Annotated in this window: 1 protein-coding gene; it reads left to right on the top strand. The window is 64.9% G+C overall.

Going from position 1 to position 379, the window contains the following annotated elements:
- Nucleotides 1-379, top strand: a 379-nt coding sequence (locus DNK49_RS23445) for an ISAs1 family transposase (RefSeq protein ID WP_110530435.1), incomplete at both ends; no start/stop codon positions are given.

Genomic DNA, 379 nt, shown 5'->3' with positions numbered 1-379 from the left:
TCGAGGGCTGCATCGTCACCATCGACGCGATGGGTACACAGACCAAGATCGCGCGCACCATTCGCGACCGAGGTGCGCACTACGTGCTGTGTGTGAAAGACAACCACCGCAACCTGCACGATTCGATTATCTTCGCCAACCTCGACCCACGCGGCCCGCTGACGCCGGCTTCGACCCACGAGAGCACCAGCACCGGGCACGGCAGGATCGAAGTGCGTCGCTGCCGCGTCTACGATGCCGTCGACCGACTTCACAACGCCGCCGCCTGGAACGACGTAGCCAGCTTCGCCGTGGTCGAACGCATCCGAACGGTGGGCGATCACACCAGCACCGAGCGCGTCTGCTACATCAGCAGCCTGCCCGCCGACGCCGAGCGGAT

Origin of the sequence: Parazoarcus communis SWub3 = DSM 12120, from assembly GCF_003226565.1 — a bacterium.
Lineage (GTDB): Bacteria > Pseudomonadota > Gammaproteobacteria > Burkholderiales > Rhodocyclaceae > Parazoarcus > Parazoarcus communis.
Note: the sequence above shows the minus strand (reverse complement) of the source record. Positions and strands in the feature narration are given on the sequence as shown.